Source organism: Frankia tisae, assembly GCF_025403405.1.
Classification (GTDB): Bacteria; Actinomycetota; Actinomycetes; order Frankiales; family Frankiaceae; genus Frankia; species Frankia tisai.
This window is the reverse complement of sequence record NZ_JANEZT010000326.1, coordinates 1-7,690: the sequence shown is the minus strand read 5'-3', so window position 1 is coordinate 7,690 and position 7,690 is coordinate 1. Positions and strand designations below refer to the sequence as shown.

Here is a 7,690-nt window from a genome sequence, read left to right as displayed (position 1 = left end):
CCCCCGAATTCACCACCCCCACCACCTTCCACCAGTGGTGCGAGGCAGTCCTCAAGCCAGCCGTCCTCGCCTGACCCCCCGTCCTGCCCGCTTCAGTGTGTCGGGCTCGCACAGCGCGTCATCCCGGCGAGGCCGGTGGAACTCGTCCGGCGCCATTACCAGCGAGGCACGTGAGGGGACGGCCCGTTCGTGCATGGCGGGCTTGTCCTCGGTCACGGTCCGGCCGTCGCCGGACTCCCGAAGAATCTCGTGGATCGGTGCCTTCACAGGCCGCTCACCTCCGATGAAGCTCCGTCCGCGGGGGTTCACGGTCCGAGAACGGGGCGCTGCGCCACCTGTCCGGCCGGGCGGGTGGCCTGCGCCACGACGCGCCGACGCATTTTGGCAAAGATGATGGGTCGATGAACTCCGACCCCCTCATGACCGTCCTTGAGGTGGCCGATCACCTCAGGATCACTCCGTCATCCTGGCGAGCCAACGTGGCCAGCGGCGAAGCCCCTGCCGCGGACGACCCCGACACCGATCGACCGGCGAATCGTCGCAGGCCGCGCTGGCGGCGCTCGACGATCGAGGAGTGGAACAGCGCTCGCCGTCGTCGCGGGCGCCCGGGTCAGGACACCCCACTGGTCGATCCCGACTGAAAACGACAGCTCACGGTGATCGGTCATACCCGCTGGCACGCACCTCGGTGATCGTGTCGGGTGGGGTCAGGTGGGCGGTGAGGGCGGCGGCCGTCGCGGCGAGTAGCGGTGCGGCGCGGCGCGCGGCCGGGGCGGACGGTGCTGTCACGGAGAGCGCCGCGGCCGGACCGGCCCCGCCTGTCGGACCCACCGGTGCGGCGACCTCGCACTCCCCCAGGCGTCTCTCCTCCCTGGTGGTCGCCAGCGAGCCGCCGCGGATGTCGGCGAACTGGCGCAGCAGTAGCCCCGGAGCAGTGACGGTGTACGGGGTGATCCGGACCAGGTCGCTCAGGATCTGGCGTCGCAGGGCGTCCGGGCCGTGGGCCAGAAAGATCTTGCCCGCTGCCGTCGCGTGCAGCGGCAGGTGCGCACCCTTCTCCACCGCCGCGCCCAACTCGTCAACGACGAGCAGCCGATTGCCGTCGAGAGAGGTGAGCGCGACGGCACGGCCCGTCGCCGTTCGCAGTCCGCGCAGGTAGGGCTGTCCGGCTTCGGCAAGCCGACGCTGGCACGGAACCTGGCCGCCCAGCACCCACAGGCGGGTCCCCAACCGGTACGACCCGTCCGCCTGGCGTTCCAGCCCTCCCCACGCCACGAGTTCCCGCACGAGCCGCAGCGCCGTCGGCAACGGTAGGCCGGTCCGCGCCGCGATCGTCGTCAGCCGCAGGCAGGCCGACCCGTCGAACACGTCCAGGACAGACAGTGCCCTTCCTACCGCCGACATGCCGCCACCTTCCGGAAGCCCACGCAGTCCAAGGCGATGCCGATCCGCATGACATTCACGATCATGCGAACATCACTGCGCCGCTTTCACCTGATGAAACCGGACGCTACCGCCCTGGCGCCGCCACCGGGCAACCTGTGGATTCCCCGATCCGCACAAGGCCCTGGGAGACACGCGCATGGTGCTGGAACTGTCATCCGACGAGCTGTTGTCCACCACCCGGGCGGTGCGCCACCGGCTGGACCTGTCCCGGCCTGTGCCGTGGGAGCTCATCCAGGAATGCGTCGAGCTCGCCGTGCAGGCACCGACGGGCCGCAACCGGCAGCGATGGCACTTCGTCGTCGTCACCGACTCCGAACGGCGCCGGGCGCTCGCAGACGTCTTCCAGCGGGCGGTCGCCGCGGCCGACCCGCACGCCAGCCCGCTGACGCGGCGCGACGTCGAGCGGATGAACGCCCATCCGCGGTCACTGGCCAAGATCGGCAGCGGCTTCCAGCACCTCTACGACAACATCCACCGGGTGCCGGCGCTCGTCGTCCCCTGTGTGGAGGGACGAACCGACGGCGCGCCCGTCCTCGCCCAGTCGATGACCTGGGGGTCGATCCTGCCGGCCGTGTGGAGCTTCATGCTCGCCGCCCGCGCGCGGGGCTTGGGCACGGTGTGGACGACCGCGCAGGCGCCCCTCGAACGTGAAATGGCCGCACTGCTGGGAGTCCCGTACGACCGGGTGATGCTGGCCGCGTTCATCCCCCTCGCCTATACCCTCGGCACCGACTTCCGACCGGGTCCCCGGGTGCCCCTCGACCAGGTGCTGCACCGCGACCACTGGTGACGGCGAGGGTGGCGACCGCTGCTGGGACGGGTGGGGCCTCGGTCCGCCGGCGTCCGCCCAGCCGCGCAGTGATCGACAAAACCGGTCCTGCCCCGCCGCCCGCGGAATCCGCTACGGAAGAGAGCCGGTGAGCCGGACCGGGCTCGGCTCGGCTCGGCTCGGCTCGAAGACGCAATCGACGAACACCGCCACTATTGGCTTACGACATCACGATCACCGTCGTGACCAAAGCCCTGGCATTGATGGTGGTGTCATGATTCGGCCAACTGAAAATGCCAGATGACCAGCGCCGGCACACCGGCCCTGGCGGCTCGTGCTGCTTCGGGCACCAGGTCATCCAGGCACCACGGCCACAGCTCCCACGGTCCTACCGCTCCGAACGTGCCTTTCTGGTCGGCCGGCCCCGGCGGTTCGTTGGTCGGCGCGGAAGGTTCCTCGCAGCGACGCACGCGCAGTCCCACTGCCAGCGCGGCCCGCAGATAATCCCCGATCAAGTGGCGGTAGGCACTCAGATGCCCAGGTCGGCCATCCGCACCGCGGACGGAGGGAATCGAGCCCAGCGCCACTGTCTCGGGGTGCATGTCGGAGATCACCAGGTGACCACCTGGACGCAGGACCCGGGCGAACTCCGCCATGACCGGTTTGAGCGTGCCGATGTGGGTCAGTGCCAGGGCGCACACAACCAGTTCGACCTCCGCGTCGGCCACGGGGAGCCGGTGCAGATCACCGAGCAGGAACTCGCCCTGCGGCACCCGAGTACGTGCGCGGGCAAGCATGTCGGGCGAGCGGTCCACGCCGACAACCCGATGGCCACGCCCGGCCAGAAACTCGGCGTAGCGACCGGTCCCGCACGCGGCATCCAGAGCAACACCCACGGGCAACGAGTCCACGATCTCCCTGACCACGGGTTCGTCGACGTCGAACGCCCCGTTGGGCCCGTCATACGTCGCGGACCACAGCCGATAGCCCGTAACCGTGTCCACCCGGTCGACTTCCACGGCTGCGTGTGCCAACGCCTCGTCAGCGAGCACTCTGCGTATCTCCGCGATCCGGGCCTCCACGAAGTCACGGTCCGACTCTCCGGTGAACGCTCGCAATAATGCAATGCCCTCAAGCCCAAGCAGGTACGCACGCGGGTCCTCGTACATCACTCGACGGAGGCTATCGATCCACCTCCAGACAAGCCACCGAATTATCAGGGACCGCAAGAACAACGGTTCTGTCGCACATCCGGCGATAGCGGCGAGTTGTCACTGCGACACGATATGTCATGTGTGGTGTGGATTGTCTGCTGCAGCCGGCCTTTCAGGCCACCCAGGAGAGGGCGGCACATCGGATACCGGAAAATTGTTCTTCCCGCTGAGGTAGTAGTCGTGCATCCGGGCCACGTGAGGCTGAGAGCACGATATGCACGGGGCGGCGAGGCCTATGGTTCACCCTGGGTGATTGATCCCCGGATGACGTCGCGGACCTGGGCGCGCAGCCAGCGGTGTGAGGCGTCGGCGTCGAAGCGGGGATGCCAGGCCAGACACAGGGACAGGTTCGGCAGGTCCAGGCCGAGATCGAGGGGCACGAGGCCGAGCGCGGCGAGGCTGTCACGGCCGAGTCGCCGCGGCGCCACGCCGATGAGATCGCTCTGCGCGACGAGCGACAGCGCCACGGTGTGTGACTGGCTCGACTACGTCCGCACCCCCGGCAACGGCTACACAGGCGTCGAGATCCCCCTCGACGACGGCCTCGACCTCGCCCTGCGCCACTGACCCCGCCATCCGCCACTGGCCCCGCCATCCGCCACTGACCGGCCCGTCACCAGGCGGCCGGGCCGGTCCTGTCGAAGTAGCCGCCGGTCGGGCCGTCGGCGCCGATCGAGGCCATCCGGACGATGACCTCCGCGCCCTCCTCGACGGTCTGGGTGCCCTGGTGGCCGTTGAGGTCGGTGGCGGTGTAGCCGGGATCGACGGTGTTGAACCGGATGGCGGGGAACGCCTTGGCGTACTGCGAGGTGATCATGACCAGCGCGGTCTTGGAGGAGTGGTAGTCCAGCCCCGTCACCTGGAACTCGATCCGGCTGGGGTCGTTGGTCGCCGCCAGCGAGCCGAGACCGCTGCCGACGTTGACGACGACCGGGGCGTCGCTGTCCGCCACCAGCGGCAGGAATGCGCGCGTGACCCGCACGACGCCGAAGACGTTCGTGTCATACGTGGCCAGCATGTCGGCCGCAGTGACCTCGCCGAGCCGGCCGAGCTTGCGCGCGCCCACGATCCCGGCGTTGTTGACCAGGACGTCGAGGCCACCGGCCTGCGCGCGGACGGTCTTGGCCGCGGCCTCGACGGACTCCTCGTCGGTGACGTCGAGCTGCACGAAGTGGGCACCGAGCCGCCCGGCCGCCTCCCGGCCGCGGTCCGCGTCGCGCGCCCCGACGTAGACGGTGTGCCCGGCCTCGGTCAGGCGGCGGGCGGTCTCGAAGCCGAGGCCCTTGTTCGCTCCGGTGATCAGGGTGGTGGTCATGGATGATCGACTCCGGTGATCGGCGGGCTGGTGTCGCTTCCACCCTCGCCCGTACCCCGGATGGGCAGCCAGTGCCCGCCGTTGCCGGTGGACTATCAGTACCAGGCTGTTCGGGCACCGTCGGCGGATACTGGGAAACGTGAGCGGATCCAGGGAACTGGGCCGGGCGCTGCGTGGCTGGCGCGACCGCATGGCTCCGGCCGCGGTGGGGCTGCCCGCCGGCGGAGTACGTCGGGCTGCCGGGCTGCGCCGTGAGGAAGTGGCGCAGCTCGCCGGCCTGTCGGTGGACTACCTCGTCCGCCTGGAGCAGGGCCGGGCGACCTCCCCGTCCGCGCAGGTGCTGTCCGCACTCGCCCGCGCGCTGCGCCTGTCAGCGGCCGAACGCGAGCATCTGTACCTGCTCGCGGGCCAGTGGGCGCCGGGTCCCGGGCAGGTGCCGGCGCACATCCCGCCGGGGGTCCGACGGCTGCTCGACCAGCTCGACGGCGCGCCGCTGAGCGTGTGGGACGCGGCCTGGAACCTGATCCTGTGGAACCCGTTGTGGGCCGCCCTGCTCGGGGACCCGTCCGCGCTGCGCGGACGGGAGCGCAACATCGTCTGGCTGCATTTCACCGGTCCGCCGAGCCGGATCAGCCACACCCCCGAGCAGGAGGCCCGGTTCAGGGCGGCCATGGTCGGCGATCTGAGGGCGGCGGCCGCCCGCTACCCCGACGATGCCGGCCTGCGCGCCCTGATCAAGGACCTACGGGACGTCAGCATCACCTTCGCGCAGATGTGGGACACCGGGGTCGTCGGCGTCCACGAGGCGGTCACCAAGACCGTCCACCACCCCACCGTCGGAGTACTCGCCCTCGACTGCGACGTGCTCACCGCTCCCGGCGGAGACCTGCGCATCGCCGCCTACACCGCCGCCGCCGGTAGCGACGCCGCCGACCGGCTCAGGCTCCTCAACGTCCTCGGCACCCAGACCATGACATCCAGACCATGAGCGAAGACGGCATCCCGCAATAGCTGCGAGGTGGGGTGCCCTGCCGTTGCCGCACTGGTGGACGTGAATGCGGCAGCGGCAGGGCGGGCCGGCCGGGTGCCGGGACGAATCCCGGGAGGGGGTCACCCGACCGGCTGTCCATGGGTGACGGCATCGCCGACAGACAGTGCCGACGCCAGGCGGTGTCGACGCCAGGCGGTGTCGACGCCAGGCGGTGTCGACGCCAGGCGGTGTCGACGCCAGGCGGTGTCGACGCCAGGCGGTGTCGACGCCAGGCGGTGTCGACGCCAGGCGGTGTCGACGCCAGGCGGTGTCGACGCCAGGCGGTGTCGACGCCAGGCGGTGTCGACGCCAGGCGGTGTCGACGGCGGCGTTCGGCGGTTCCGAACCGGGTTCAGTCGGCGGCGGTCGCCCCCACGTGAGCCCGTCGGGCGTCGGTCCTCGCGCCGCGGGGACGGGTCACGGTTGAGGCTGCTGCCGATCGGGCCGTCGGGGCCGATCGCGTGCGCCGTCTGCTTCTCCCAGCTGGCAAGCACGGTGTGCGCGGCGATGAGAACGCAGCCGCCCCAGGCCCGCCGGTGGAAACGATGCCATCGGCGATAATCGACACGCCGCGGGACCCAGATGGGGATCGTGGTGGTGAGGGCGATTTTCAGGTTTGGTATTCCGACACTCACGACCGTGCCGGAGAAGGCCAGGTAGCCAAGAATGCCAGCCATCTGGCCGAGTGTCGCGTCGCTGGTGCGACCGGGATGGGCATCGGCTGCCAGCAGCATCCGCGCCCCGCCGAGCGGGATGGGACCGGAACCAAAAACTTGGGACACCTCCTGAAGTGTCCCCCCCAATTCTCGTTCCGAGAATGGGTCAAAGGTAGCAGAACGGGGCACCGCCCGCCAGCGGCTATCCGTACACAGCCGGCTTCCATGGGCGTCGGCGAACAAGTCCCGGGGGACCTAAGCCGGCAAAGCCACAGGGGCCTATAACTCGCCCGGCAAAGGGTCTACTAGGCCACAATTCACCACAAGATCAGACACAACTCTGCCGGTTGCCCGTCACCAACGCAGGATCCGGCCGCGGCGCGCGAGTCCCCCGGCGGCCACCCGACGGAGATCGAGGTGGCCCTGCCGAGGGACCGGGCGCGGGCGACTGGCTCCGGGTCAGGCGTGCGGGACGGTGCCGCAGGAAGCCAGGGTGGCGCCGCGGTAGCCGGTGAGGAAGGAGTTCTTGCGCTCCTCGGCGGAGCCGTGGGTCCAGGTCTCCGGGTTCACCTGGCCGGCCTGCGCCTGGATGCGGTCGTCGCCGACGGCCTGCGCGGCGCCGAGGGCCTCGTCGAGGTCGGCCTCGCCGATGGTGACGTTGCCGGCGTTGTTCGCCAGCGTGCTCCACACCCCGGCGTAGCAGTCGGCCTGAAGTTCGAGCTGGACGCTGAGCGGGTTCTCCCGGGACGGGTCGGCCTGCTGGGCCTGGCGGACCCGCGCCTCGGTCCCGGTGAGCGTCTGAAGATGGTGGCCGACCTCGTGCGCGACGATGTACGCCTGCGCGTACCGGCCCTGGGCACCGTAGTTGCGCTGGAGCTGGTCGAGGAAGCCGAGATCGATGTAGACCTTGCGGTCCGGCGGGCAGTAGAACGGCCCGACCTGCGACGACGCCGTGCCGCAGCCGGTGCGCACCGACTGCGAGAAGTAGACCAGCCGCGGCTTGGTGTAGGTCTGGCCGCTGCGGGCGAACTGGGCGCCCCACACCTCGTTGATCTCGTTGAACGCCTTGAGGACGAAGCAGTCGTCGTACTGGTCGATCGCCCCGGCGACGTTGCACCGCCGGGCGACGTCGCCGGATGTGCCGCCGCCGGACGCGCCGCCGCCGGGCTGCGACAGCGGCGACCCGGCCGAGTCCGACCCACCGCCACCGAGGACCGCGACGAGCAGGTAGATCACCACGCCGAGGATGCCGGCCCCACC

The 7,690-nt window shown here is 70.2% G+C and carries 11 protein-coding genes; 3 read left to right on the top strand and 8 right to left on the bottom strand.

Annotated elements, in window-relative coordinates; genetic code table 11:
* Positions 1-51: 51 nt before the first annotated feature.
* A complete protein-coding gene (locus NBZ85_RS24250) occupies positions 52-267 on the bottom strand; it encodes a hypothetical protein (RefSeq protein WP_261560443.1) in 216 nt (71 codons plus the stop codon).
* A 134-nt stretch (positions 268-401) separates the two neighbouring features.
* On the opposite strand from NBZ85_RS24250, the gene NBZ85_RS24245 reads away from it, so the two are divergent.
* Positions 402-641 carry a hypothetical protein gene (locus NBZ85_RS24245; RefSeq protein ID WP_261560442.1) on the top strand — a complete coding sequence of 80 codons (240 nt, stop codon included), beginning with the start codon at positions 402-404 and terminating at the stop codon, positions 639-641.
* A 10-nt stretch (positions 642-651) separates the two neighbouring features.
* Here the strand turns inward: NBZ85_RS24245 and NBZ85_RS24240 are convergent, their stop codons facing one another.
* The gene (locus tag NBZ85_RS24240; protein WP_261560441.1) at positions 652-1,404 is read right to left on the bottom strand and encodes an IclR family transcriptional regulator; all 753 of its coding nucleotides are present in this window, start codon (positions 1,402-1,404) and stop codon (positions 652-654) included.
* Between the two features lie 178 nt (positions 1,405-1,582).
* Between NBZ85_RS24240 and NBZ85_RS24235 the strand changes: the two genes are divergently transcribed.
* Positions 1,583-2,236: a nitroreductase family protein gene (locus tag NBZ85_RS24235; protein WP_261560440.1), complete on the top strand. Its 654-nt coding sequence runs from the start codon at positions 1,583-1,585 to the stop codon at positions 2,234-2,236.
* Positions 2,237-2,487: 251 nt separating this feature from the next.
* Here the strand turns inward: NBZ85_RS24235 and NBZ85_RS24230 are convergent, their stop codons facing one another.
* The 4 genes from NBZ85_RS24230 to NBZ85_RS24220 all read right to left on the bottom strand — a co-directional run bounded on the left by NBZ85_RS24230 (position 2,488) and on the right by NBZ85_RS24220 (position 4,744).
* A complete protein-coding gene (locus NBZ85_RS24230; protein ID WP_261562658.1) occupies positions 2,488-3,384 on the bottom strand; it encodes a class I SAM-dependent methyltransferase in 897 nt (298 codons plus the stop codon).
* 120 nt (positions 3,385-3,504) lie between these two features.
* Entirely contained in the window at positions 3,505-3,645 is a 141-nt protein-coding gene (locus NBZ85_RS33345; protein ID WP_368861433.1) for a hypothetical protein, read from the bottom strand.
* A gap of 17 nt (positions 3,646-3,662) precedes the next feature.
* Positions 3,663-3,896, bottom strand: a complete 234-nt coding sequence (locus NBZ85_RS24225; protein WP_261559888.1) for a type 2 periplasmic-binding domain-containing protein — start codon at positions 3,894-3,896, stop codon at positions 3,663-3,665.
* Between the two features lie 146 nt (positions 3,897-4,042).
* Positions 4,043-4,744, bottom strand: a complete 702-nt coding sequence (locus tag NBZ85_RS24220) for an SDR family NAD(P)-dependent oxidoreductase (protein ID WP_261559887.1) — start codon at positions 4,742-4,744, stop codon at positions 4,043-4,045.
* A 139-nt stretch (positions 4,745-4,883) separates the two neighbouring features.
* On the opposite strand from NBZ85_RS24220, the gene NBZ85_RS24215 reads away from it, so the two are divergent.
* Positions 4,884-5,732, top strand: coding sequence for a helix-turn-helix transcriptional regulator (locus NBZ85_RS24215; protein WP_261559886.1), 849 nt, complete (start codon positions 4,884-4,886; stop codon positions 5,730-5,732).
* A 122-nt stretch (positions 5,733-5,854) separates the two neighbouring features.
* Here NBZ85_RS24215 and NBZ85_RS24210 read toward each other — a convergent pair whose 3' ends face one another.
* Together NBZ85_RS24210 and ypfJ are read right to left on the bottom strand one after the other, a co-directional pair.
* Positions 5,855-6,508, bottom strand: coding sequence for a hypothetical protein (locus tag NBZ85_RS24210; RefSeq protein ID WP_261562657.1), 654 nt, complete (start codon positions 6,506-6,508; stop codon positions 5,855-5,857).
* A gap of 381 nt (positions 6,509-6,889) precedes the next feature.
* Positions 6,890-7,690, bottom strand: an 801-nt coding sequence (ypfJ, locus tag NBZ85_RS24205; protein ID WP_261559885.1) for a KPN_02809 family neutral zinc metallopeptidase, incomplete at its 5' end; no start/stop codon positions are given.